26 protein-coding genes and 2 tRNA genes are annotated in these 25,303 nt (G+C 48.4%); 25 read left to right on the plus strand and 3 right to left on the minus strand.

Features of this window, described 5'->3' with window-relative positions:
• Positions 1-5 precede the first annotated feature (5 nt).
• Both ftsH and DWZ44_RS02495 read left to right on the plus strand, forming a co-directional pair.
• Positions 6-1,868, plus strand: coding sequence for an ATP-dependent zinc metalloprotease FtsH (ftsH, locus tag DWZ44_RS02490; RefSeq protein ID WP_055227250.1), 1,863 nt, complete (start codon positions 6-8; stop codon positions 1,866-1,868).
• 418 nt (positions 1,869-2,286) lie between these two features.
• Entirely contained in the window at positions 2,287-4,377 is a 2,091-nt protein-coding gene (locus tag DWZ44_RS02495) for a glycoside hydrolase family 13 protein (protein ID WP_117804140.1), read from the plus strand.
• A gap of 126 nt (positions 4,378-4,503) precedes the next feature.
• On the opposite strand, the gene DWZ44_RS02500 is transcribed toward DWZ44_RS02495, so the two are convergent.
• Positions 4,504-4,589: transfer RNA gene (locus DWZ44_RS02500), tRNA-Leu, on the minus strand.
• A gap of 3 nt (positions 4,590-4,592) precedes the next feature.
• Positions 4,593-4,674 (minus strand) — tRNA-Tyr (locus tag DWZ44_RS02505).
• A gap of 180 nt (positions 4,675-4,854) precedes the next feature.
• Between DWZ44_RS02505 and DWZ44_RS02510 the strand changes: the two genes are divergently transcribed.
• The 17 genes from DWZ44_RS02510 (at position 4,855) to guaA (ending at position 19,298) form a co-directional block, all read left to right on the plus strand.
• On the plus strand, positions 4,855-5,664 hold the full coding sequence (locus DWZ44_RS02510; RefSeq protein WP_055264832.1) for an FAD binding domain-containing protein: 810 nt from the start codon (positions 4,855-4,857) through the stop codon (positions 5,662-5,664).
• Entirely contained in the window at positions 5,664-6,134 is a 471-nt protein-coding gene (locus DWZ44_RS02515; protein WP_022462114.1) for a (2Fe-2S)-binding protein, read from the plus strand. Before DWZ44_RS02510 ends, DWZ44_RS02515 begins: the two co-directional genes overlap by 1 nt.
• Positions 6,131-8,470, plus strand: coding sequence for a xanthine dehydrogenase family protein molybdopterin-binding subunit (locus DWZ44_RS02520; RefSeq protein ID WP_117804141.1), 2,340 nt, complete (start codon positions 6,131-6,133; stop codon positions 8,468-8,470). Before DWZ44_RS02515 ends, DWZ44_RS02520 begins: the two co-directional genes overlap by 4 nt.
• The gene (locus DWZ44_RS02525) at positions 8,461-9,048 is read left to right on the plus strand and encodes a nucleotidyltransferase family protein (protein WP_117804142.1); all 588 of its coding nucleotides are present in this window, start codon (positions 8,461-8,463) and stop codon (positions 9,046-9,048) included. The genes DWZ44_RS02520 and DWZ44_RS02525 overlap by 10 nt, the downstream gene beginning before the upstream one ends.
• A gap of 127 nt (positions 9,049-9,175) precedes the next feature.
• Positions 9,176-9,757, plus strand: coding sequence for a xanthine phosphoribosyltransferase (locus DWZ44_RS02530; protein WP_055218716.1), 582 nt, complete (start codon positions 9,176-9,178; stop codon positions 9,755-9,757).
• A 12-nt stretch (positions 9,758-9,769) separates the two neighbouring features.
• Entirely contained in the window at positions 9,770-10,021 is a 252-nt protein-coding gene (locus tag DWZ44_RS02535; RefSeq protein ID WP_022462118.1) for a hypothetical protein, read from the plus strand.
• Positions 10,018-10,428 carry an ATP-binding protein gene (locus DWZ44_RS02540; protein WP_117804143.1) on the plus strand — a complete coding sequence of 137 codons (411 nt, stop codon included), beginning with the start codon at positions 10,018-10,020 and terminating at the stop codon, positions 10,426-10,428. The genes DWZ44_RS02535 and DWZ44_RS02540 overlap by 4 nt, the downstream gene beginning before the upstream one ends.
• Positions 10,429-10,527: 99 nt before the next feature.
• The gene (locus DWZ44_RS18115) at positions 10,528-10,671 is read left to right on the plus strand and encodes a hypothetical protein (RefSeq protein WP_158565818.1); all 144 of its coding nucleotides are present in this window, start codon (positions 10,528-10,530) and stop codon (positions 10,669-10,671) included.
• Positions 10,664-11,761 (plus strand): glycoside hydrolase family 172 protein, encoded by a 1,098-nt coding sequence (locus DWZ44_RS02545; RefSeq protein ID WP_055227238.1) that lies wholly within the window; start codon positions 10,664-10,666, stop codon positions 11,759-11,761. The genes DWZ44_RS18115 and DWZ44_RS02545 overlap by 8 nt, the downstream gene beginning before the upstream one ends.
• Positions 11,762-12,042: 281 nt before the next feature.
• Complete coding sequence (locus DWZ44_RS02550) at positions 12,043-12,813, plus strand: polyphosphate polymerase domain-containing protein (RefSeq protein ID WP_243002020.1); 771 nt, start codon at positions 12,043-12,045, stop codon at positions 12,811-12,813.
• A 224-nt stretch (positions 12,814-13,037) separates the two neighbouring features.
• Complete coding sequence (locus DWZ44_RS19435) at positions 13,038-13,271, plus strand: hypothetical protein (protein WP_330410108.1); 234 nt, start codon at positions 13,038-13,040, stop codon at positions 13,269-13,271.
• Complete coding sequence (locus DWZ44_RS19440; protein ID WP_330410107.1) at positions 13,243-13,491, plus strand: hypothetical protein; 249 nt, start codon at positions 13,243-13,245, stop codon at positions 13,489-13,491. The genes DWZ44_RS19435 and DWZ44_RS19440 overlap by 29 nt, the downstream gene beginning before the upstream one ends.
• Complete coding sequence (locus DWZ44_RS02560) at positions 13,491-15,473, plus strand: carbohydrate-binding domain-containing protein (protein WP_117804145.1); 1,983 nt, start codon at positions 13,491-13,493, stop codon at positions 15,471-15,473. Before DWZ44_RS19440 ends, DWZ44_RS02560 begins: the two co-directional genes overlap by 1 nt.
• Before the next feature lie 150 nt (positions 15,474-15,623).
• Entirely contained in the window at positions 15,624-16,124 is a 501-nt protein-coding gene (locus DWZ44_RS02565; protein WP_117804146.1) for a GreA/GreB family elongation factor, read from the plus strand.
• A 22-nt stretch (positions 16,125-16,146) separates the two neighbouring features.
• Complete coding sequence (locus DWZ44_RS02570) at positions 16,147-16,626, plus strand: S-ribosylhomocysteine lyase (protein ID WP_117804147.1); 480 nt, start codon at positions 16,147-16,149, stop codon at positions 16,624-16,626.
• A 90-nt stretch (positions 16,627-16,716) separates the two neighbouring features.
• Entirely contained in the window at positions 16,717-17,595 is an 879-nt protein-coding gene (locus tag DWZ44_RS02575) for an aldose 1-epimerase family protein (RefSeq protein WP_117804148.1), read from the plus strand.
• Positions 17,596-17,753: 158 nt separating this feature from the next.
• Positions 17,754-19,298 carry a glutamine-hydrolyzing GMP synthase gene (gene guaA / locus DWZ44_RS02580; protein ID WP_117804149.1) on the plus strand — a complete coding sequence of 515 codons (1,545 nt, stop codon included), beginning with the start codon at positions 17,754-17,756 and terminating at the stop codon, positions 19,296-19,298.
• A 292-nt stretch (positions 19,299-19,590) separates the two neighbouring features.
• Here guaA and DWZ44_RS02585 read toward each other — a convergent pair whose 3' ends face one another.
• Positions 19,591-20,121, minus strand: coding sequence for a helix-turn-helix domain-containing protein (locus DWZ44_RS02585; RefSeq protein WP_009247529.1), 531 nt, complete (start codon positions 20,119-20,121; stop codon positions 19,591-19,593).
• A 448-nt stretch (positions 20,122-20,569) separates the two neighbouring features.
• Between DWZ44_RS02585 and DWZ44_RS02590 the strand changes: the two genes are divergently transcribed.
• The 6 genes from DWZ44_RS02590 (at position 20,570) to DWZ44_RS02615 (ending at position 25,218) form a co-directional block, all read left to right on the plus strand.
• Entirely contained in the window at positions 20,570-20,758 is a 189-nt protein-coding gene (locus DWZ44_RS02590; protein ID WP_009247528.1) for a transcriptional regulator, read from the plus strand.
• Positions 20,759-21,850: a site-specific integrase gene (locus DWZ44_RS02595; protein ID WP_009247527.1), complete on the plus strand. Its 1,092-nt coding sequence runs from the start codon at positions 20,759-20,761 to the stop codon at positions 21,848-21,850.
• The gene (locus tag DWZ44_RS02600) at positions 21,840-22,175 is read left to right on the plus strand and encodes a plasmid mobilization protein (protein WP_009247526.1); all 336 of its coding nucleotides are present in this window, start codon (positions 21,840-21,842) and stop codon (positions 22,173-22,175) included. Before DWZ44_RS02595 ends, DWZ44_RS02600 begins: the two co-directional genes overlap by 11 nt.
• Complete coding sequence (locus tag DWZ44_RS02605) at positions 22,165-23,319, plus strand: AAA family ATPase (protein ID WP_009247525.1); 1,155 nt, start codon at positions 22,165-22,167, stop codon at positions 23,317-23,319. Before DWZ44_RS02600 ends, DWZ44_RS02605 begins: the two co-directional genes overlap by 11 nt.
• Before the next feature lie 355 nt (positions 23,320-23,674).
• Entirely contained in the window at positions 23,675-24,814 is a 1,140-nt protein-coding gene (locus DWZ44_RS02610; protein ID WP_117804174.1) for a plasmid recombination protein, read from the plus strand.
• Positions 24,815-24,840: 26 nt separating this feature from the next.
• Positions 24,841-25,218, plus strand: coding sequence for a TnpV protein (locus tag DWZ44_RS02615; protein ID WP_009247523.1), 378 nt, complete (start codon positions 24,841-24,843; stop codon positions 25,216-25,218).
• Positions 25,219-25,303: the final 85 nt, after the last annotated feature.

Raw genomic sequence — 25,303 nt, forward strand, 5'->3', positions numbered from 1 at the left:
AAAATATGAACAGACAGCGCAGTGGATTTGGACTCTACGCGGCGTTTATGGTGATTATCGTGCTTGCCATGTTCTATATCACCGGAAAAATCAGCGCAGGCAGCAGCCCAAGTCAGCAGAAATTTGAAACCGCCGTAAAAGACGGCAAAGTGACATCCGCGCAGATTGTCCAGAACAAAGAAGTGCCGACCGGCTCCGTCGTGGTACAGGAGCAGGGCGGTGACAGTTATACGGTCAACGTGACCGACGTAAACGCAGCTATCAGCCTTCTGGAGGATGCTGATGTAACGTACACCGTGCAGAATGTCCAGAGAGACAGCATTTTCATGACATCCGTCCTGCCGGCCCTGCTGCTCGGTATGATCCTTCTTTTCGGCATGTCGATGATGAACCGCTCCATGGGCGGCGGTGGAGGCGGCGGAAACAAAATGATGAATTTTGGAAAAAGCAACGCCCATATGTCCACCGACAAAGACAAAAAAGTCCTGTTCCGCGATGTTGCGGGCTTAAAAGAGGAAAAAGAAGACCTTGTTGAGGTGGTCGATTTCCTGAAAGCACCGGAGAAATATACACAGGTCGGTGCGAGAATCCCGAAAGGAGTTCTTCTTGTGGGCCCTCCTGGAACCGGTAAAACCCTTCTGGCGAAAGCTGTTGCAGGAGAGGCAGGCGTGCCGTTCTTCAGCATTTCCGGATCGGATTTCGTGGAAATGTTCGTCGGCGTCGGCGCTTCCCGTGTCCGCGACCTGTTTGAGGAAGGAAAAAAACATGCGCCGTGCATCATCTTCATCGATGAGATCGACGCCGTGGCAAGACGAAGAGGCACCGGCATGGGCGGCGGCCACGATGAGAGAGAGCAGACCTTAAACCAGCTTCTCGTTGAGATGGATGGTTTCGGCGTCAATGAGGGCATCATCGTGATGGCAGCGACGAACCGTGTCGATATCCTGGATCCGGCGATTCTCCGTCCGGGCCGTTTTGACCGCCGCGTGGTTGTAGGACCGCCGGATGTCATGGGCCGTGAGGAAATCCTGAAAGTCCATGCAAAGAACAAACCGCTGGCCGAGGATGTGGATCTGAAACAGATCGCGCAGACGACCGCAGGCTTCACCGGCGCAGAGCTGGAGAACCTGCTGAACGAGGCAGCGATTATGGCGGCAAAGGACCGCAGAAGATTTGTGCGCCAGTCCGATATCAAGTCTGCTTTCATCAAAGTGGGCATCGGTGCGGAGAAGCGCAGTAAAGTCATTTCGGATAAAGAAAAACGGATCACCGCATACCATGAGACAGGCCATGCGATCCTGTTCCATATGCTGCCGGATATGGAGGCGGTCTATACGATCTCCATTATCCCGACAGGTCCTGGCGCAGCGGGCTACACGATGCCGCAGCCGGAGAACGATGATATGTTCCAGACGAGAGGCAAAATGATGCAGTACATCACCGTATGCCTCGGCGGCCGTGTGGCAGAGGAGCTGATCTTCGACGATATCACAACGGGCGCATCCCAGGATATCAAACAGGCGACGGCTACCGCGCGTTCCATGATTACGAAGTACGGTATGTCTGAGAACCTTGGTCTTGTCGCTTACGATTCCGACTCGGATGAGGTCTTCATCGGCCGCGACTGGGGCCATACGAAGAGCTACAGCGAGAATGTAGCCGCAGCCATCGACGAGGAAGTCCGCCAGATGATCGAGAAATGCCACGATCAGGCGAAACAGATTATTCTGGAGCATTCCTATGTGCTGCATGAGTGTGCAAAGCAGCTGATGGAAAAAGAGAAGCTGAGCCGTGCTGAATTCGAAGCCATTTTTGAGCAGGAAGCACAGATGACAGGAACAGCACCGGAAGTTTCTGGAGAAATCTGATATCTTTTTATTTGCAATAGAAAACCTGCAGAGAACAAAAAAAGTTTTTTGCAGGTTTTTTTCTGCGATTTTACGGGCGTTTGTGCAAATTAAAACAGAAAATCCGAAACGCCGGAAAAATTCATCGTTATTTTGAATAAGAATCAAATGAAAAAAAATCGCGATTTGTGCAGACTTTTCGAGGGACGTATGGTACTATAATAACTGTAAAAACCCCCCAATACATTATATAGTTTTTGCTACACCCCATAAGAGAAATACCTTCTCCAAAAGAGCCAGCGTACCCCGCTGGCTCTTTTACTATATAAAAATCCAATAAACACAATCGTTACATGTGTTCAGAAAAAGGTTGTATTACATGGCAGTGTGGGGTAAAATATAAGGAATGAATGATTGAGAAAGACAGAGGCGTTAGTTCATGGATAAAACAAGAATGCAGCAGTATATGTCACAGATGCGGGCGATGTTCAACAAGCATGCGCTCTACAGCGATGAATCCCCGCAGTATCAGATTCCGTTTGAGCCGAACCCGGGCGACACGGTGAAGATCCGGTTCCGTACCCTGAAAAATAATGTAGATGCGGTTTATTTCATCAGCGGTTCCATCCGTGCACAGATGCAGGTCGGTTTGGTCCGGAACGGTTTTGATTATTACGAGATCGAGATTCCGGTCGGAAATGAGCCGATCCGCTATTTTTTTGAGATTCAGGCAGGCCGCGTGGTCTGCTATTACAACAAGCTCGGTGTCACAAGAGAGCTGCAGGAGATGTACTCTTTCGGCATTATCCCGGGCTTCCATACGCCGGACTGGGCGAAGGGCGCTGTCATGTATCAGATTTTTGTGGATCGATTCTGCAACGGAGATCCGTCCAACGATGTGCTGACGGGAGAGTACAGCTACATCGGTGAGCAGGTCAACAAGGTGGATGACTGGAACCGCTTCCCGGAGCAGATGGATGTCCGCAATTTCTACGGCGGCGATCTGCAGGGCGTCATTGACAAGATGGATTATCTGCAGGATCTCGGTGTGCAGGTCATTTATCTGAATCCGGTGTTTGTTTCGCCGTCGAACCATAAGTATGATATTCAGGATTATGACTATATTGATCCGCATTTCGGAAAGATTGTCTCCGACGAAGGCGATCTGCTCTGGCCGGGCGACAAGGACAATACGCGGGCAACGCGGTATATTGACCGTGTGACGAACAAGGCGAACCTAGAGGCGAGCAATGAACAGTTTATCCACCTGGTGGAGGAGGCGCACAAGCGCGGCATGAAGGTGATTCTGGACGGCGTTTTCAACCACTGTGGTTCGTTTAACAAGTGGCTGGACCGCGAGCGGATTTATGAGGCTGGAAAGGGCTATGAGCCGGGCGCGTATGTGGCGCAGGACAGTCCGTATCACACGTTTTTTAAGTTTTATAATGAGCATAACTGGCCGTACAATGAGTTTTATGACGGCTGGTGGGGCCATGATACGCTGCCGAAGCTGAACTACGAGGGTTCGGAGAAGCTGATGGAGGATATTATGCGCATCGGCGCGAAGTGGGTTTCTCCGCCGTTTAATGCGGACGGCTGGCGGCTGGATGTGGCCGCAGACTTAGGACACAGCCCGGAGTTTAACCACAAGTTCTGGAAGGAGTTCCGGCGCGTTGTGAAGGAGGCGAATCCGGAGGCGATTATTCTGGCGGAGCACTACGGCGATGCGATGAGTTGGCTGCAGGGCGACGAGTGGGATACGGTGATGAACTATGATGCGTTTATGGAGCCGGTTTCCTGGTTCCTCACGGGTATGGAGAAGCACAGTGATGAGTTTAACCAGGGGCTTCTCGGAAACAGTGAGAGTTTTATCGGGGCGATGACGTATCATATGCCGGCGTTTTATGCGCCTTCGCTGTATACGGCGATGAATGAGCTGGATAATCATGATCATTCGCGGTTCCTCACGAGAACGAATCATCGTGTGGGGCGTGTGGCGAATGTTGGGCCGTATGCGGCTGCGGAGAATACGAATAAGGCGGTGCTGCGCGAGGCGGTTGTGATTCAGATGACGTGGCCGGGGGCGCCGACGCTGTATTATGGGGATGAGGCCGGCCAGGTCGGGTTTACGGATCCGGATAACCGGAGGACGTATCCCTGGGGACAGGAGGATCAGGAGCTGATCCGATTCTATAAAGAAATGATTGCGGTGCATCGGAGATTTCCGGTGCTGGCGATGGGATCGCTGAAATTTTTGTACCATGATTATAATGTGCTTTCTTATGGACGGTTTAATCAGGAGGAGCAGGTGATTGTGATAATTAATAACCGGAATGAGAGGGTGCATGTGGAGATTCCGGTGTGGCTTACCGGGATTAACCGGAGTTCGGTGGCGAAGCTGACGCAGGTGTTTGCGACGGATGCGGTGGGATTTTCTTCGGAGGAGAAAGAAATCGAGGCACCGGCGGGCATACTGGAGATGGATTTGCTGCCGTTATCGGGAGTGGTACTGCATAGATGCGAGGAGTGACGGACGCCTCGCCGCCGCATCACGCAAGACCGAACGGGCGGCGGCGAGGCTGGTAGTGGGGACGGGAGATTGAAAAATAGAAATGGAAAAAGAGCTCCGATTCGTATGAATCAGAGCTCTTAATCGTGCCGCAAACCGGGATCGAACCGGTACGGGTATCACTACCCACGGGATTTTAAGTCCCGGGCGTCTGCCAGTTCCGCCACTGCGGCATATGGACGGAGATGGATTCGAACCATCGAAGCAATTTGCAGCAGATTTACAGTCTGTCCCCTTTGGCCACTCGGGAATCCGTCCATGTATTTTGTTTTGTGTCAGAATGACTTCCGACATTGAATGATTATACTGGATGTGGAGGGAAAATGCAAGGGTTTTTTTGAAAAAAATAGAAAAAAGTTGAAAGGGGGGAGCAGGTCGGGTATAATATCAAATATATGGGCTTCTATATTGAGTAAAAATGGAGGATATAGGGTAAGTATGATTAAGATTAAGGATTATGTCCGGGTGGGGTCGATGGAGGAGGCGTATGAGCTGAATCAGAAGAGAAGCGCCTGTATCCTGGGCGGGATGCTCTGGACGAAGATGGGGCAGAGGCAGGTGCAGACGGCGATTGATTTGTCCGGGCTGGGACTGGATCAGATTGAAGAGTCCGAGGAGGAGTTTTCGATTGGATGTATGGTGACGCTGCGGCAGATGGAGGAGAATGAGGGGCTGAATGCTTATACCGACGGTGCGGCACGGGAGAGTGTGCGGAGTATTGTCGGGGTGCAGTTCCGGAATCTGGCTACGGTGGGAGGCAGTATTTTCGGCAGATTTGGATTTTCGGATGTGCTGACGCTGTTTCTGGCGCTGGATACGGAGGTGGAGCTGGTTCATGCGGGACGGATGCCGCTGGCGGAGTTTGCCTGTTCAAAGAGAGACAGGGATGTGCTGGTAAGGCTGATTGTGAAGAAGCATGAGGGTGTTACAGTTTATCAGAGTCATCGAAATTCCAGAACGGATTTCCCGGTGCTGACGTGTGCGGTGCGGGTGGAAGACGGAAAAGGATGTGCGGTGCTTGGGGCAAGACCGGCGAAGGCGGCACGTGTAGAGCTTCCGGCGGAGCTGGCGGAAAAGCTGGCGGCTGGAAAGGCATCTGCGGAGGAGCTGAAGGCGGCGGCTTCGGAGATTTCTGATCAGTTTACATATGGCAGTAATATGCGCGGAAGTGCAGAGTATCGTCATCATCTGGGACGGGTGCTGCTGCGCAGATGTATGGAAGAAATTCAGAAGAAGGAGGAGCAGTGATGAAGATTTCGATGATCTTAAATGGAAAGAAGACGGAAGCGGAAATTGATGCAGACATGCTCCTGATCGATTTTGTGAGAAGCCAGGGATGCTACAGTGTGAAGCGCGGCTGTGAGACGTCGAACTGCGGGCTGTGTACGGTTTTTCTGGAGGGAAAACCGGTGCTGTCGTGTTCGGTGCTTGCGGCGCGGGCGAATGGATGTAAGGTGGATACGCTGGAAGGCCTGCAGGAGGAAGCAGAAGAATTTGGTTCCTTTATTGCCGGACAGGGCGCTGAGCAGTGCGGGTTCTGCAATCCGGGGATGATTATGAATGCGATTGCGCTGTTCCGGGAAAATCCGGATCCGAGTGAGGAAGAAATTAAAGAATATCTGGCGGGAAATCTCTGCCGCTGTTCCGGATATGAAGGACAGCTTCGGGGAATTTTGAATTTCCTTGCCTGGAAAAAGCAGCAGGGAGGTGCGTCATGAGCAGAGAAAATCATATCTATGAACCGGACTGGTCGGGAAGAACCGATCAGCTCTGCAGTGTGAATAAGCCGGTGATCAAAAAGGATGCCCTCGCGCTGGTAACCGGAAAGCCGGTTTATGTAGATGATCTGGCGCCGAAGGATTGTCTGATTGTCAAGGTACTGCGGAGTCCGCATGCCAATGCAATCGTAAAATCCGTGAAAAAGACGGCAGCAGAGCGTGTTCCGGGCATTGAGGCGATTTATACCTGGGAGGATGTGCCGAAACAGCGTTTTACAATGGCAGGACAGACCTACCCGGAACCAAGCCCGTATGACCGTCTGATCCTCGATCAGCATGTGCGCTACGTGGGAGATCCGGTGGCGATTATTGCCGGAAAAGATGAAAAATGCGTGGACCGTGCGCGGAAGCTCCTGAAAGTAGAGTACGAAGTGCTTCCGGCCATTCTGGATTTTCATCAGTCCAAGGATAATGAACTGCTGGTGCATCCGGAGGAAAGCTGGAAATCGCTCTGTCCGGTCGGTGCGGACAATCAGAGAAATCTCTGTGCAAGTGCGGAAGATCACAACGGAGATGTGGAAGCCGTGCTCGCAGAGTGCGATGAGGTCGTAGAGCATACGTATCATGTACGCGCAGCCCAGCAGGCGATGATGGAGACGTTCCGGACATACTGCTTTATGGATACCTACGGACGGCTGAATGTGCTGAGCTCGACCCAGATCGTTTACCATGCGCGCCGCATTCTGTCCAATGCACTCGGCATTCCGAAATCGAAGATCCGTGTTTCCAAGCCGAGAATCGGCGGCGGATTCGGAGCGAAGCAGACGGTGGTTGCCGAAATTTTCCCGGCGTTTGTAACCTGGAAAACCGGAAAACCGTCGAAAATGATCTTTACGAGAGAAGAGTCCCAGACAGCATCCACACCGCGCCATGAGATGGAAGTAACGATCCGCCTCGGTGCGATGAAGGATGGAAGAATCCGTGCGATCGATCTGTATACACTTTCCAACACGGGTGCATACGGCGAGCATGGACCGACAACGGTCGGCCTTTCCGGCCACAAATCGATTCCGATGTATGGATCTCTTGAGGCTTACCGGTTTGCGTATGATGTTGTGTATTCCAACGTAATGTCAGCCGGTGCTTACCGCGGATACGGTGCGACGCAGGGTATCTTTGCCGTAGAATCTGCTGTCAGTGAGATGGCAGCGCGTCTTGGCATCGATCCGATCCGGATCCGGGAGCAGAACATGGTCCGTGAGGGACAGTTCATGCCGGCTTACTATGGCGAAACGGCAAACAGCTGTGCGCTTGACCAGTGCGTGGAGCGTGCGAAAGAGATGATCGGCTGGGATGAGAAATATCCGTGCCGTGATATGGGAGATGGAAAGGTGCGCAGCGTCGGCATTGCGATGGCGATGCAGGGTTCCTGTATTTCCAATCTCGATGTCGGATCGGCAACGATCAAAGTCAACGACGACGGCGGCTATACGATGCTGATCGCAGCGGCCGATATGGGAACCGGCTGCGATACGATTCTGTCCCAGATGGCGGCAGAGTGTCTGGAGTGTGATGTGGATGACATTACCGTTGTCGGCGCAGATACCGATACGTCCCCGTATGACTCCGGTTCCTATGCATCGAGTACGACGTATATTACCGGAAAAGCGGTGGAAAAAGCCTGCATGACGCTTCGGAAACGAATCTGTGCCCTGGCGGCAGAGCGGATGAACGTGCCGGAAGATGAGACAGAATTTACCGGTACCGGCGTCGTGCATGAAAAGAGCGGAAGCAGCATGACGATGGAAGAAATCGCAACAGCGGCCATGTGCAATAACGGCATCGCGCTGGAAGCGACGGAAAGCAACTGCTCACCGGTATCGCCGCCGCCTTATATGGCTGGTGCGGTCGAGATCGAGCTGGATAAAGAGACCGGCGAGGTCAAGATTCTCGATTATGCCGCCGTTGTCGACTGCGGAACCGTCATCAACCCGAACCTTGCGCGCGTACAGGTCGAGGGCGGTCTGGTGCAGGGCATCGGCATGACGCTGTTTGAAAATATCCAGTACACGGACAAGGGTCAGATGATCAATAATTCGTTTATGCAGTATAAAGTGCCGACCCGCCTCGATATGGGCAGGCTGCGCGTCGAGTTTCGGAGCAGCTACGAGCCGACCGGTCCGTTCGGTGCAAAATCGATCGGCGAGATCGTCATCAACACACCGGCTCCGGCGCTGGCACATGCAATCTACAATGCGACGGGTCTGTGGTTCCGCGAACTGCCGATCACGAGCGAGCAGATTGCAATGGGAATTGCGGAAAAAGAATGCGAGTAACGATACTTTATCTGGCAGCCGGGAACAGCAGACGGTTCGGGGAAAATAAGCTGCTCTATCCGCTGGATGGAAAGGCGGTGTATCGCCATCTGCTGGACCGGCTGGCCCAAATTGCCGGAAGGCATGAGAACTGGGAACTGCTGGTTGTGACGCAGTATGAAAGGATTCTGGAGGAGCTTGCGCCGCTGGTAAAAGCCGGGCGTCTGCAGACGATGTTTTCGCCGGACAGCGAAAAAGGAATTTCCTATACAATCCGCGCGGGAATCGAGGCAGCGGAGAAGCAAAATGCCGATGCCTGTGCGTGTTTTGTGGCGGATCAGCCGTACCTGAAGGAAGAGACGGCGGAGCGCTTTCTGGAATCCATGGAGATGCAGAAGGCTCCACTTGGCTGCGTTTTCTGCGGCGGCGAGAGCGGCAATCCGGCGTGGTTCTCAAAACCTTATTTTTCAGAACTAAAAGAACTTTCCGGCGACTGCGGCGGGAAAAAGGTGCTGAAACGGCACTGGGAATCGGTAATTCCGTTCCGGGTCGAAGCCGCGTGGGAATTAAAGGATCTGGATCGAAAAGAGGATCTCTGATGCAGAGACACCGGCGGCTGCCATGAATAAAATTTGAGACAGTGCGAAATTTGATGGATTTGGACTTGCATTTCCAGTGAGAAGTAAGTACAATGGGTATAATAAAAATTCGGGAGGCTTCAAAAAAATGCAGTTATTGGAAGACAGAATCCGCAAAGACGGAAAAGTACGCGAGGGAAATGTCCTGAAGGTGGACAGCTTTTTAAATCATCAGATGGACGTCAATCTGTTCCGGGAAATCGGAAAAGAGTTTCAGCGTCGTTTTGCGGGAGAGGAGATCACGAAAATCCTGACCATCGAGGCATCTGGAATCGGAATTGCCTGTGTTGTGGCTGAAATTTTTAATGTTCCGGTTGTGTTTGCAAAGAAAACACAGACCAAAAATATCGCCGGAGATGTTTATACCACAAAAGTAGAATCTTTCACCCATGGAAGAGTTTATGATATCATTGTTTCCAAAGAATTTCTGGGAAAAGGAGACAAAGTTCTCCTGATCGATGATTTCCTGGCAAACGGAAAAGCGTTGGAAGGACTGGCAACCCTGGTACAGGATTCCGGTGCAGAGCTCGTAGGAGCAGGCGTTGTCATCGAAAAAGGGTTCCAGATCGGAGGAAAACTGCTGCGTGACCGCGGCATTCATCTGGAATCTCTTGCCATCGTCGATGGTATGGATGATAAAACCGGGGAAATTACCTTCCGGAAACAGTAAGGAGGCGTCAAAATGGCAAATCTGATTGCAAGAATTGCCGTTCTTCTGGTTCTGGCGGCCGCAGGAATGGTGCTGGCCGACAGAAAAGAAAAAATTGATCTCAGTGTGTCACTGCTGCTGTTTCTGGCGGCAGTCAATGTGACCTCTTTTTTCAGCCTGAAAGATAACAGGATTGTAGTTGTCATGATTCTGACGGTATATTTTCTGTTGTACGCAGGCGCAAAAGAGCTGCTGCGGAGACGGGCAGAGAAAAAAAGAAAATGAATGCAAACCGAACATCCGGCTGCGAGCACCCATGCAAAAGTGCCGGTCGGATGTTTTTTGAATTTTCCTGTAAATTCAAAAAACATCCGGGCAGGATCGCGCTGCAGAGCGATATTGCAGAAGAACTCCATATGGAAGGAGATGCCGCAAGAATCCACCAGCTCGTTTCTCTTCTTGTGGATAACGCCGTTAAATACACTCCGGAGGGTGGAAAAATCCACATTTTCTGGCGAAAAAACGGCAAAAAAGCAGAATTTTCGGTGCAGAATACCTGCGATACCCTGCCGGAAGGTGATCTCAACCGCCTCTTTGGCCGCTTCTACCGTGCGGATGCGTCGCGGGCCAGGGGAAAGAGGCGGCTATGGAATCGGCCTTTCCGTGGCTGCTGCAATTGTAAAGGCACATAAGGGAAAAATCACCGCAGAGCGGACACGAGATGGCATCTGTTTTAAAGCAGTCTTTCCGGCAAAAGGATGAAAGAAACAAAATTCCGGAAAAACGGAAAAATGACGGCAGGGCAGGAAAGGCAGACACACAAAAAAGCAGAAATCAAAAGCTTCCAAGAGAGAAAAAACAAAAGAAAACAAAAGAAAACAAAAGAAAACAAAAGAAAACAAAAGAAAACAAAAGGAGGAATATATGATGTTTGATTGTGGTTTACAAAACATTTTCCAGCTGAAAAGCGGACAGTCCCGTTCTATTAACTGGGAAAACCGGAATGGAGAAAAAGGAAAAGGCGGCATGGCATCCAGCGATCTTGGTCCGTCCAGAAAAGGTTCCCCGTGTATCCCGAAAATAGAAGCAGGAGAGACCGTAACACTTGGTGAGATCCAGGGAGAAGGCATCATTCAGCACATCTGGATCACCGTCACAGACCGTACCAGTGAACGTAACCGTTATGTTCTGCGGGATCTTGTTCTGCGCATGTACTGGGATGACGAAGAAGATCCATCCGTGGAATGCCCGCTTGGCGATTTCTTCTGCTGCGGCTTCGGTGTTTCCTACCAGGTAAACTCAGTCCCGATTGCTGTCAATCCGACCCGTGGTTTCAACAGCTATTTCCCGATGCCGTTCCGTAAAAACGCCCGTATTACCATTGAAAATCAGTGTGATGAGCCGATTCCGGCCTTCTTTTATCAGATCGACTATTGCCTGACAACGGTTCCGGAAGATGCTGCCTATTTCCATGCCCAGTGGCGTCGTCAGCGCATAACGGAAAAGGCAAAAGACTACGTTGTCCTCGACAACATCAAAGGGAAAGGCCAGTACGTTGGAACGTATCTTGCACTTACCAGCCTCGAACGCTACTGGTACGGAGAAGGTGAGATGAAATTCTACATCGATGGAGACAAGGATTATCCAACCATCTGCGGAACCGGAACAGAAGATTACTTCGGTGGTGCCTGGAGCTTTGCAACACAGCAAAATGGCCAAACCGTTGAAAATCAGTACTGCACTCCGTATCTTGGATATCCTTACTACTCTACCCACGATACCTTCCTTCATAATGATTACCACAATGATGATCAGATGCCACAGCGCAGCTTCTACCGCTGGCACCTTCTTGATCCTATCCTTTTTGAGAAGGATCTTAAGGTAACCCTTCAGCAGATTGGTGTCAGTCACGGAGGCCTCTTTGAACGTCAGGATGATGTCGCTACCACAGCTTACTGGTACCAGACGCATCCTCATGTACCATTCGCGCCACTCATGTCCAGAAAAGAGCGCTGGCCAAGATGATTTTTGACGCTTTTCCTATTTTATATGTTTCATGACGTTGCATATCGGCTGCAAGAGTCCGTTCCGAACAAATCCGCTTCCAACGAATTTGTCCGGAAAAGGGCTCTTTCTTTTTTTATATGGTATTCAAAAAGCGATCCGGATTACAGAGGTCCGTCTTTTCACAAACCTTTCACATTTTCCGTCCATTCTTTAAGGTTCCTTTAAAGTTTCCTCATTATACTTAAAAGTGTAAAAAACATTTCCGGAAGTAAATCAAACGAAAGGATCAATCGATTATAATGCAAAGCCAACAGATTCCCATGACCTTCCAACGGTATGAAACAAAATACATGCTTTCCCCGATCATGGCTCGCAAGCTTCGCAAGAGCCTTCCGGGTCATCTGCAGATGGATGAATACGGCCTTGATACCATCTGCAGCCTCTATTACGATACCCCGGATCACCAGCTCATCCGCCGTTCGCTGGAAAAAACCGTCTACAAAGAAAAACTGCGACTCCGCAGTTATGGTCCGGCCAAAGAGACCAGCCCCATATACGTAGAATTAAAGAAAAAATATGAAGGAATCGTCTACAAACGCCGCGAGCGCATGATATTATCAGAAGCGGTTCCCTATCTTGCGGGAAAATCAGAACCGGGCTTCGACAGCCAGATTCTCCACGAAATCACTTGGTTTCGCAACTACTACCGGGGGCTTGCTCCCGCTATGTACATCGCCTACGACCGCATCGCCTGCTTCGGCACGGAAGACAGGAACTTTCGTGTTACCTTCGACACCAATATCCGATGGCGTACCGACAATCTGTGTCTTGACGGTCCAACGGAAGGAACCAGGCTTTTAGAACCAGGCTGGTATCTCATGGAGGTGAAATCACCAGGTGCTGTGCCCCTATGGTTCAGCAAAATTCTGGATGATCTTGCAATCTATCCGGCATCATTTTCTAAATACGGCTTTGCCTATCAGATCGAAAATCAGAAAGTATCAGAAGAAAAAGCTTTCATACCATTCACAGATATCCGGCAAACCGTATCAAAAACAGCATTCCGTTAGCTGAATCAGGTAAGTCCTCTGCGGCCATTGCGAAAAGCAAGAAGCAGTGGGTGGACTCACAGCTTGCGAAAAGCCTTTTTCAAACATAATCTGCTTCACAAAAAAGAAAATGTAACTATTCAGAGCCATGCAAAATAGAAGCAACATCGCGATGTAGCGTAAGCGGAATCGAGATGGGGCTCTGAATAGACAAGAAAATAAAAAAATTCTGGGAGGAATTTGCTATGCTTAACGCAATATTCAGTTCCGTTTTTACAGAAACAACCGCCGCCTTCACCTTTGGTCAGTTCCTTGCCTGCACAGCAGTGTCTCTGATTCTGGGACTGTTGATCGCTGCTGTTTACAGGTACAAAAGCGAATGCACCAAAAGCTTTGCTGTCACGCTTGTTCTGATGCCTGTGATCGTACAGAGGGTGATCATGCTCGTCAATGGAAATCTTGGAACCGGAGTCCCTTGATTATACCAGTGTTTTTGACGATATCTTTGCCAGGTATCTGACCCGTTGCGAGCTTGTACAGGTAAAAACCACGAATATGGGAAGTCTTTTCAAGCTGGAGTATCGCATCGTATTCCGCGAGGAAGGCGAAGAGAAAAACATGATTGACCAGCTCCGCTGCAGAAACGGAAACCTTGAAATCCTGTGCAGTCGTGCGCAGACTGGAAGGGAGGAATTATAATGAATCGAAACAGAAAGAAAAAAAACAGAAAAAAAGAGACCGGCGCAGTCGTCAGCCTGCTTCTTGCATCATCGCTGGCCTTCGGCGGATGCGGCACAGCAGTGACATCTTCCAGCTCTGTGAATGCCGAATCTGCCCGTACAGAGTCAACCGGCGAAACATCTGCCGACAACGCGGATACCACATCAGAGAGCACAGATTCGGAAAATGCAATGGAAAGTGCTTCCGATATTAATTTTGACCTGGAACTGACCGAATCCACTATCGACACCGAATTCACAGACCGTGAGAAGAGCGGAAGCTATAAAGCATCAGAAGCCGTAAAAATTACACTTAATAAGACGACAGCTACCGTCTCCGGCAGCGGAGCCAAAGCAGACGGCAGCACAATTACCATCACGGAAGAAGGCGTTTACATCGTAAGAGGAACACTTGAGGATGGCCAGATTATCGTAAACGCATCCGATTCCGACAAGGTTCAGATCGTACTCGATGGAGTCCATATCAACTGTGAGACGAATGCTGCCATCTACGTTCGCGAAGCGGACAAAGTTTTCATCACGCTTGCTGAAAACAGCAGCAACACGCTTGGCGATGGAAACGAGTACACTCAGATTGACGACAACACGGTAGACAGTGTTATCTTCTCCAAATCAGATCTTGTCTGCAACGGGACAGGAAGTCTGACCATCGAGGCAGACTACAAGCACGGGATTGTATCCAAAGATGATCTTGTGATTACCGGCGGAACCTACAAAATCGCCGCTGCGGACAACGGGATCACAGCCAAAGATCAGATTAAAATTCTGAACGGAAGCTTTGACATTGATGCTGCAAACAGTGCGGTCAAAGCGAAGAATACGGATGACGCAGAGCTTGGAAATATCTATATTGCCGGTGGAATTTTTACGATCGAGGCGGAACAGGACGGCTTCCATGCAACCGGCAGCATTGTTGTCGATGACGGAACCATCACCGTAAACTCCGGTGATGACGGTTTCCATGCGGATCTCGACACCGTCATTCATGGCGGAACGATCCTTGTTGAAAAAAGCTACGAAGGACTGGAAGGAAAACGCGTTGTGGTCAATGGTGGTGACATTACCGTAAATGCCAGCGACGATGGCGCCAATGCTGCCGGTTCCGGTGACGATGACAGCAATGCCGCAAGCTCAAACGACGATAGCAGTGCTGTCGTAAACTCCGGTGATGATAGCAGCATATCCGGTACGGCAGACGGAAAGGAACCTCCGCAAATGCCGCCTGATACAGAAAACGGCAGCGATATGCAGCCATCGCAGGACTTCGATCCGGAGAACGCTCCGTCTGGCGGAAATGCGCCGCAGGACTTCGATCCGGGGAATGCTCCTTCTGACGGCGATGCTCGACAGATGATGCAGGGAGGCCCCGGCGGCGGGGGAAACTCTGAGCTTTACATTAAAATTACCGGCGGAACCCTGACCGTATCCGCCGATGGTGATGGTCTTGATTCCAACGGCGGTCTTCTCGTGACCGGCGGAACTACGATCGTGTACGGGCCGACCAGCGATGGTGACAGTGCCCTCGATTACGACGGAAGTGCAATTGTGACCGGCGGAACCTTAGCTGCTATCGGCAGTGCCGGCATGACGGAAAGCTTCGACGAAGCTTCCACCCAGCCCGTTATCACCTATTACTGTACGGAAACCCAGTCCGCTGACACTACCATCACACTGACAGACAGCGATGGAAGTGCCCTCTTCACGGTCACACCCGAAAAAGCCTACGCCAGCATCGTTTTGACCTGCCCAGAAATGAAACTGGACGCAACGTATACTCTGGCTGCCGGTACCGATAACGAAGAGATCACCCTCACGGACATCATCACCACCGCCGGAACCCGGTCTGTTAAAACGATGAGCGATCCCGAAGGTGGAAAAATGCCAAATAACAGCGACAACAAAGGAACTCCGCCTTCAAAACCAAGCGACACGGCTGAGTGAACCGTTATAGTTCATTCAGCACCGGAACATTTGCTGTTCCGGTGCGTAAGAAAGTGATTCTACTCATGATTCTACCGTGGCTGTCTTCCTACTTCCAATTTACCGTATTCTGTGCTAAAATAACCTCACAAGAAAAGAGGTAGAAAAATCATGTATGATAAACTGACCGAAAACGATATTAAAAAAATGCAGGAAGAAATCGACTACCGCAAACTGGTTGTCCGTCCAAAAGAGCTCGAGGCTGTAAAAGAAGCCCGTGCCCAGGGCGATCTCAGCGAAAACTTTGAGTACAAAGCTGCCAAACAGGACAAAAACCGCAACGAAAGCCGCATCCGCTATCTGGAAAAAATGATCAAAACCGCTCACGTCATCTCTGATGATTCAAAAGATGACGAAGTCGGCATCAACAACACCGTCCAGGTCTACATCGAAGAAGACGACGAAATCGAAACCTACAAACTCGTCACCACCGTCCGCGGCAACTCCTTAAAAGGCTACGTCAGCATCGACTCCCCCTTAGGAAAAGCCATCTTAGGCCATAAAGTCGGCGACCGCGTCACCGTAAAAGTAAGCGACACCTACAGCTACGACCTCCTCATCAAAAGCATTGAAAACACCGCCGATGACGATGACGAACTCCGAAGCTATTAAAAAAGAAAGGAAACCACTAACCATGGAAAAAATCGCAAGCTTCACCATCGACCATATCAAACTCAAACCAGGCGTCTACGTATCCCGTAAAGACCACGTAGGTGACAGCATCATCACCACCTTTGACCTGAGAATGACTTCACCAAACGATGAGCCCGTCATGAACACCGCCGAAGTCCACACCATCGAGCACCTCGGAGCTACCTTCCTCCGTAACCATGAGCAGTGGAAAGACAAAACCGTATACTTCGGTCCAATGGGCTGCCGCACCGGTTTCTACCTGCTGCTGGCAGGAGACTACACCTCCAGAGACATCGTCCCGCTCGTCACCGAAATGTATGAATTCATCCGCGATTTCAAAGGCGAAGTTCCGGGCGCATCTCCGAAAGACTGCGGAAACTACCTGGACATGAACCTCCCCATGGCCAACTACCTCGGCAAAAAATACCTGGATGAAGTCTTGTACGGAATTGATGATTCCCGTCTCGTCTATCCGGAATAAATTCTAAAAATGGTAACTATTCAGCGCCATGCAATTTCGCATGGCTCTGAATAGTTACAAAAAATGAAAGAAAACAGGGGGAAACAGAGTATGAGAACCATGGAAAACGAAAAACTGCGTGTGCAGATCAGCGATCACGGTGCAGAACTTTGCAGTATCTACGATAAGGAAGCTGACCGTGAGGCAGTCTGGATCGGAGATCCGGCCTTCTGGAACCGCCACGCACCGGTTTTGTTCCCGTTTGTCGGAAAAGTAAACGGTGGATTCTATACCCACAAAGGTATCAAATACCCGATGGGCCAGCATGGCTTTGCACGTGACAAAGAGTTTGCGTGCATGGAAAATACAGAAAATAAAACCGTACATCGTCTGGTATCGACCGATGAGACAAAAAAAGTCTATCCGTTCGACTTTGCTTTTACCGTAACCCAGAAACTTTCAGGCAGAACCGTGACTGTTATCTGGGAGGTAGAAAATACCGGAGAGGAAGACCTTTATTTTTCTGTCGGAGGGCATCCGGCATTTATGATTCCGGAGCAGTACGACATTGTCTTCAACAAAGATCTTCGGAACCATGGCGAGACAGAACTTGAATATGTTCTGATTGATCCGGAAACAGCAGGTGTTGATGCTGCACATCCACGGAAACTGGCATTAATCAACGGAAAAATCCCATATACCAGAACCCTTTTCGACGAGGATGCTCTGATCTTCGACAATACGCAGGTAGAGCGCGTTGGCGTGGAAGTAGATGGGAAACCGTACGTTACCCTCACCTGTAAAGGCTTCCCAAGCGTTGGTGTATGGTCCAAGCCAAAAGCAGCCGCTCCGTTTGTTTGTCTCGAGCCATGGATCGGCCGCTGTGACAACGTTGGCTTTGATGGTGAATTAAAAGACAAATATGGTGAACAGCACCTGAAGGCAGGAGAAAGTTTTCAGGCAAGCTACACCATCACCATCGGAGAATAAACCAGGTAAAAGAGAAAAAACTCTAAAGTATGGGGAAAAGAACACGTTTCCTATGCTTCGGGGGTTGAAATTTTACGGTTTCTTTACTATAATTAGCATCAAGCCCAAAAACGCATGTGGTTTGGCATGCACAGAAGAAAAAACAGGAGGGAACGTTTTTGAAAAGAGAAACGGTTATCGTACTTGATTTTGGCGGTCAGTACAATCAGTTAATTGCAAGACGTGTACGTGAGTGTAACGTTTACTGTGAGATTTATTCTTACAAAACAGATATTGAAAAGATTAAAGAAATTCAGCCGAAAGGTATTATCTTTACCGGCGGCCCGAACAGCGCATATCTGCCGGATTCCCCGACCTATACAAAAGAAATTTTCGAACTTGGAATTCCGATCCTCGGCATTTGCTACGGATCACAGCTGATGATGCATCTGCTGGGCGGAAAAGTAGAAGTAGCTCCGGTCAGAGAATATGGAAAAATTGAGGTAACCGTAGATACCAGTTCCGCACTGTTCGAAAATGTATCTGAAAAAACAATCTGCTGGATGAGCCACAACGACTATATTTCCAAAGCAGCCCCGGGCTTTGAAATCATTGCCCATACGGAGGACTGTCCGGTAGCAGCCGTTGCAAACGTAGAGAAAAAGCTCTATGCAACCCAGTTCCATCCGGAAGTTCTTCATACCAAAGAAGGAAAGAAGATGCTTTCCAACTTTGTATACAATGTATGTAAATGTGCCGGTGACTGGCACATGGATTCCTTCGTAGAAGAGTCTATCAAAGCTATCCGCGAAAAAGTTGGCAACGGAAAAGTACTCTGTGCCCTTTCCGGCGGCGTTGATTCCTCTGTTGCAGCCGTTATGCTCTCCAAAGCAGTTGGAAATCAGCTCACCTGCGTTTTTGTTGACCACGGTCTGCTGCGTAAAAACGAAGGCGATGAAGTAGAGGCTGTATTCGGACCGGAGGGTCCGTATGACCTGAATTTTATCCGTGTTAATGCACAGGAGCGTTTCTATGCCAAATTAAAAGGCGTAGAAGAGCCGGAGAAAAAACGTAAAATTATCGGTGAAGAATTTATCCGTGTCTTCGAAGAAGAGGCAAAGAAAATCGGTGCCGTAGACTTCCTTGTACAGGGAACCATCTACCCGGACGTTGTAGAGAGCGGTGTCGGCGGAGAATCCACCGTTATCAAATCTCACCATAATGTCGGAGGACTGCCGGATTACGTAGATTTCAAAGAAATCATCGAGCCATTGCGCAACCTCTTCAAAGATGAAGTAAGAAAAGCCGGTCTGGAGCTCGGAATTCCGGAATATCTTGTATTCCGTCAGCCATTCCCAGGTCCGGGTCTTGGTATTCGTATCATCGGTGAAGTAACCGCCGAGAAAGTGAAAATGGTTCAGGATGCCGACGCAATCTGGCGTGAAGAAATTGACAAAGCCGGAATCGCTCACGAAATCGGCCAGTACTTCGCAGCACTGACCAACATGCGTTCTGTTGGAGTCATGGGAGACGAAAGAACGTATGATTATGCCATTGCCCTCCGTGCCGTAACCACTACCGATTTCATGACAGCCGAAAGCGCAGAAATTCCGTGGGATGTCATCGGAAAAACAACGAGCAGAATTGTAAACGAAGTAAAACACATCAATCGCGTTATGTATGATTGCACAGGAAAACCACCGGCAACCATCGAGTTTGAATAAATCGAGTTGCTTAAAAAAGCCAGTGTTTATGCGGGTTTCAGCGATTTCGATTAGTCTTTTGATAACAAATTGATAACAGTCATAGCAAGTGCCATTATTCTTGTTATCCAGTGGTTTATGGGTAACGGAACAATTAACAGGTGGCTTGCAGACTAAAGTTCGGAGCTTGGCTCTGAACAAATTCCATATTATAAACTAAGCCCTTAGCTGTGGTTAATAACCATAGTTAAGGGCTTTTTTGTCGTTGCCAAAGCATCTGTAGGGAGCTGCCAGTGGCAGGTCCTGTAGGTGCTTATTTATCTTTCAAGTGGTCTTTGAATGCTTCCACGAGAGCGTCACTTAATTCCTGTGATGGAACTTTTGCCCAACGCTGTGTGGTGTCGAACTCTGGATAATGGTAACGCCAGTTATCGTATTCTTCTCTGTTGATTTCTTCGGAAGATAGCTTGTCTGCCTGTTCTTTCCAAGCATACAGCATTTTGAGGAGTTCATATGCTTCTCTGCCTTTGTCCTTGTTGACCTTTAAGCATACCTCTCCGTCTGCTTCACTGACAGTAAGACCGTAAATATCTTCAAGGGTAAACAGAGTGTGCATAAGACCGATATAGCTGTCTATGTCAGGAACATCAAGAGCCTGTGGAGAAACATCAAGCACCTGTGCCAATGCATTTGTAAGGTCTGCTTTCGGTTTGCGTGTACCAGTTTCGTACTGTGCCAAACGCACATCAGCACTCTTTTCTGGAAAACCGATTGCTGTACCGAGATACTTTTGTGTCATACCACGCATTAGTCTGAAAAAATGTATTCTTTCGCTGATAGCCATAATGATACGCTCCTTTTATATTTAGTGAAATAAGTATAGCAGAAATGTTTAGTGGAAGTCAAGAAAAACCGAAACAAAAATGTTTAATATTTTCTTTGCAACCACTTGACAATAGCAAATATGTTTAGTAAAATAAATTACGAATTAAACAAATATGCTTAATGCGACAACTGAATGACCGTCCGAAAAGCCAAACCGCCAAGACCTCGTCGGAGCAAGTTCCGTATCGTTCGCTTGTGTGCAAGCACAAAAGCTCATTCGCTGCACTGCTCCTCCTCTTCCCCAAAAGTCTCCGACTTTTCGGGAACCCCTATACGAGCGAGCGCCTGATGTACTGCGGTGCATTGGGACAGCACAGCGCCTGCCGACAAGCAGGAGTGCCTGTTGGAACTTTAACACGGAGAAAGCGGCAAGCAAAAAATTATTTTAAGAAAGGAAGAAAAAGGATATGGAAAACAGATTTATCCGAGCCGAAGATGTGGCTCAGGAACTAAACGTATCAAAACCTTATGCATATAAACTCATCAGACAATTAAATGAGGAATTGAAAGCAAAGGGCTTTATTACGATTGCAGGGCGTGTAAATCGCCAGTATTTTTACGAAAGGCTCTACGGAGCAGGAAAGGGGGAAATGTAAATGCCGGTATTTAAGAATGAAGATAACGGTACTTGGTATGTGATGGCAAGGTATGTGAACTGGAAAGGGGAACGCAAGCAGAAATGCAAGCGTGGCTTTGCTACCAAACGAGAAGCACAGGAATGGGAAAGAATGTTCAAATTGCAGACTTCTTCAGACCTTGATATGAGTTTTGAAGCCTTTACGGAGCTTTATATCAATGATGTGAAGAACCGTTTGAAGGAAAACACGTGGCTTACCAAAGAGCATATCATACGCACAAAGATACTTCCGTATTTCGGGAAACTGAAAATCAGCGAGATTTCCACAAAGGAGATTATTACTTGGCAGAATGAAATGCTTGCCTATCGTGATGAGAAGAAAAAGCCTTATTCACAGACGTATCTGAAAACGCTGCACAATCAGTTGTCCGCCATTTTCAATCACGCTGTCCGCTACTATGAACTGCGTTCCAATCCTGCGGCAAAGGTGGGAAATATGGGACGTGAGGAACACAAGGAAATGCTGTTCTGGACAAAGGAAGAATACAAGAAATTCTCTTTTGAGATGATGGACAAGCCTGTTTCCTTTTATGCGTTTGAAATGCTTTACTGGTGCGGTATCCGAGAGGGCGAGCTGTTAGCTTTGACTCCGGCAGATTTCAACTTTGATAAGGAAACAGTCACAATCAATAAATCCTATCAGCGTTTGAAAGGGCAGGATGTGATTACTTCTCCGAAAACGAAAAAGAGCAACCGCACGATTAAAATGCCGAAGTTTCTGTGTGAGGAAATGAAAGAATATCTCGGTATGCTTTACGGATTGAAGAAGAAAGACCGTATCTTTACGGTGACGAAAAGCTATCTTCATCACGAGATGGACAGAGGGGCAAAGGCGGCAGGCGTGAAGCGTATCCGCATTCACGATCTCCGTCACAGCCACATTTCACTCTTGATTGATATGGGCTTTTCTGCGGTGGCGATTGCTGACCGAGTTGGTCACGAAAGTATTGATATTACTTATCAGTACGCACACCTCTTTCCGTCAAAGCAGATTGAGATGGCAGAAAAATTAGATGATTTAGGGAAAGGAGATTTTGAAAATGTCAGCTAAGAACAGAGATAACAAAAATCGTTGGAGGAATATCACAGTAGGGTTTCGAGTATCGCCCGAAGAAAACGAACTCATTAACAGAGCTGTAGCTCTATCAGGATTGCCAAAACAGGAGTATTGTTACCGCCGTTGCTTAAATCAGGATGTGGTGGTACAGGGCAATCCGAGAGTGTATAAGGCGTTGAAAACGGAATTTGCCACAGTCCTTGCGGAACTGAAAAGGATTGAAGCAGGAAAAGGTGTGGATGATGAACTGCTGAGTGTAATAGAACTGATTTCCATTATTCTCGGCGGTTTGAAAGGAGAGGATGCGAATGGAGAATAAAAAAGAAATGACTATTCCAAATGTATCTGCGGCAACAGATGCGGAACAGTCACTTTCCAAATGTACTGACAATAGTATAGTCAATCAGGATACGGATTTCAAGGGGTACGAGCAATCTTTTGAAGAAATGCAAAGGGAAATACTCAGACAGTTAGACCCTTCCTATCTGAAAACAGTATCAATGACAACGCTGTATGATACGGTGTTTGAGGTTCAGACACCACTTATCGACGGTCTGCTCCAAAGGGGAACTTACCTTTTCGTAGGTTCCCCGAAAGTGGGAAAGAGCTTTATGATGGCACAGCTTGCCTATCATATCAGCACAGGCACACCGCTTTGGGAGTATAAGGTGCGTAAGGCAACGGTGCTTTATTTTGCCCTTGAAGATGATTACCCACGTTTGCAGAAGCGATTGTTTCAGATGTTCGGTGCAAAGGAGACAGGCAATCTGTATTTCGCAACGGAATGTAAAACGGTCAATGGCGGACTGGAAGAACAGATAAGAGGGTTTATGAGGGAACACCCAGACACAGGCTTGATTATCATAGACACCTTAAAGCGTGTGCGTGAAGCAGGCGGAGCAGATTACAGCTACGCAAGTGATTATGATGTTGTGGCAAGGCTGAAAGCGTTGGCAGACAGTTACAAGGTTTCAATGCTTATTGTTCATCATACACGCAAACAAAAATCGGAAGATATATTCGATATGATTTCAGGCACGAATGGTCTGATGGGTGCGGCAGACGGTGCATTTGTTCTCAGTAAGGACAAGCGTACTTCCAACAATGCCACACTTGATGTTGCTGGCAGAGACCAGCAGGATATGAAAATCCATCTTGTAAGGGACAGCGAGCGATTGGTGTGGAACTTTGCAAAATCGGAAACGGAGATGTGGAAAGAACCGCCCGAACCTCTGCTTGAGAAGATAGCGGATACGCTCTTTTCGGAAAGTGACAGATGGGAAGGAACTGCTTCGGAACTTTGCGAAAGGCTTGCGGTGGATATAAAGCCGAATGTACTTTCTTTAAGGCTCAGTATCAACGCAAGCAGGCTGTTTCGTGATTACGGTATCCGTTATCAGAACAGCCGCACACACGACGGAAGAAAGGTTTCACTTTGGAAAGAAACCGAGCAGACGGCGTGACAAACGGTGTCAAAGGTGTCAATGTTTTTGAGAGCAGCACGCTGTGAAAAACATTGTCACCATCGTCACACTTTGACACCGGATAAAGTTTAGGGGAGTGTGCAGAGAGTGCCTTTTCAAAGGCGGCTCTTTGGTCTCGCCTGCTGGCTCGGTCGGTTCGCAGGCGTGTGTGCCACCGGCACACGCTCACCCCTCGGAGAGCCTTCGGAGAACGCAAAACCTGTTTACAGGTCGCATTTTTGATGGGTGTACCCGTCAAAAGTGCTTTTGCGTTACTTTTGACAAAAGTAACAAAACCTGAGAATGTTGAAATTTACAGATGGGAGATGAAAAAATGCAGAGAACGATAAGTGCAATGGTCGGTAAAGGCTCGGTCAATCACAATAGCCGAAAGTTCCGAGCAGAAAATGTAGACGGAACTCGTACTCATCTCAATATCGACTACTGCAATGAAAATATAAAGACAGTTTATCACGAATTGTTTGATGAAGCATTGGAAAGATACAATGCCAAGCAGATAAGGTCAGACCGAAAGATAAAAGATTATTATGAAAAAATCCGAAGTTCCAAGCAGGAAAAACCGTTCCACGAAATCATTTTACAGGTGGGCGGTAAGGGAAATATGAACGCCGATACGGAAAACGGAGAACTGGCAAAGCAGATTTTAGATGAATACTATCAGGGTTTTCAGGAGCGAAATCCACAGCTTCGGGTGTTCTCGGCTCATCTGCATATGGATGAAGCTACACCACATCTGCACATAGATTTTGTACCTTTTACCACAGGCAGCAAGCGTGGACTTGATACAAGAGTGTCACTAAAGCAGGCTCTTGCAACGCAAGGTTTTAAGGGCGGCAGTCGTGGCGATACGGAGTGGTCGCAATGGATACAGTCCGAAAAAGAACAGCTTGCGGCGGTGATGGAACGTTATGGGATTGAGTGGGAACATTTAGGCACACACGAAAAACATCTTTCTGTTTTGGATTATAAAAAGCAGGAAAGAGAAAAAGAAGTGGCGGCATTAGGTGCGAAAATCGAGCAGAAACAGATTGAATTTGATGTGTTGTCGGAACGAGTATTGAACTATGATAAGGCAAAAGACGAGCTGTCAAATCTTGAAATAGAGCTTGATACTGCACCGAAATATCAGTTGCCAGAACCAGAGAAATTTATGACTGCAAAGGCATATAAAACCAAAATGGCAGAGCCGGTTGTAGGGAAATTGAAGCAACTTGTCAAAACGGTGCTTGCCCGCTGCTTTGAGGGGTGGGACAACTATCATAGGCTGAATACAGCGAATGCACAGTTATACCGCACCAATCAGCGTTTGGAGAAAGTCAATGAAAGATTGACCGAAGAAAACAAAATCCTAAAAGCAGAAAATAAAGATTACAGCCTGCTCCGTAAGGTTTTTGGTCGCAAACAGATAGATGATTTGTTGGAGCAGGCAAGAACAGTTAAAGGTCGCAAGCGTGATAATACACGATCACGATAGACAAAAATCACAGGAGGAAAAGGAAAATGACAAAGACAATTTTTGAAGAAATGGGCGGAACTTATAGACAGGTGGGTGATTATTTATTGCCGAACATCACAGTACCAGCCGAAGAAGAAATAGAGCCGATTGGTTTATGGGGGAAACGACATGCAAGGCATTTAAAGGAACACTATAAAGTGTTATATATGAACCTGCTGACAAGCGGAAAGCTGCATAGTTATCTTGCAGAAGTCGATAAGCAAGCAGAGGATATGTTTCTTCGACTGGTAAAGGAATATGCCGACAGACAAGATGTGACGGAACAATTAAAGAAAGATAATCCCTACGAATGGATTGGAAGAATGAATAATATTCAGGCTTGTGTGAGGGAAGTTGTAGGAACGGAGTTGATTTACACATAAGCGTTTTACGGTATGGTGCTCCTGCGTTTGCTGGAGTGCTGTGGTTGTGGTTGTAAAGAGGTTGTGAAAGATTGAATTTCGTAAT

The organism is Blautia sp. AF32-4BH (assembly GCF_003460565.1).
GTDB lineage: Bacteria > Bacillota > Clostridia > Lachnospirales > Lachnospiraceae > Fusicatenibacter > Fusicatenibacter saccharivorans.